Annotated in this window: 1 protein-coding gene; it reads left to right on the plus strand. The window is 53.0% G+C overall.

Annotated features, from left to right (window positions below; all coding sequences use genetic code 11):
• Window positions 1–21: 21 nt before the first annotated feature.
• Window positions 22–468: Rpn family recombination-promoting nuclease/putative transposase (locus IV91_RS0113980; protein WP_267880978.1), on the plus strand; the 447-nt coding region annotated here is incomplete at its 3' end.

The raw sequence follows: 468 nt of genomic DNA on the forward strand, positions 1-468 counted from the left end.
GGGGATTGGGTTTACCTCTATATACTTATCGAGTTTCAGAGTACCGTCGATAAATACATGGCGCTGCGTATGATGGTGTACATGGGGTTGCTGTATCAGGACCTGATCAAGCAGGGGATGGTGTTGTCCGATGGACGCCTGCCGCCAGTTTTGCCCATCGTGTTGTACAACGGCAGTCAGCGCTGGACGGCAGTAACGGATGTGTTCGACCTGATTCCGTCAGTGCCTGGGTTGGTGGAGCAGTTCAAGCCGAGGGCGAAATACCTGCTGGTAGACGAGAACGCATACACCGAGAGCGAATTGAGTTCACTCAAGAACATGGTGGCAGCGGTGTTTCGGATTGAGCATCCTGCCGACCCGGAAACTATTCAGGTATTATTGCGTCTACTGGAAGAGTGGCTGGTAGACCGGCCTGACCTGCGCAGAATGATAGCCAGATGGATACGGGCCACATTAATGCGTAAACCG

It is taken from the genome of Ferrovum myxofaciens (assembly GCF_000735045.1).
Lineage (GTDB): Bacteria > Pseudomonadota > Gammaproteobacteria > Burkholderiales > Ferrovaceae > Ferrovum > Ferrovum myxofaciens.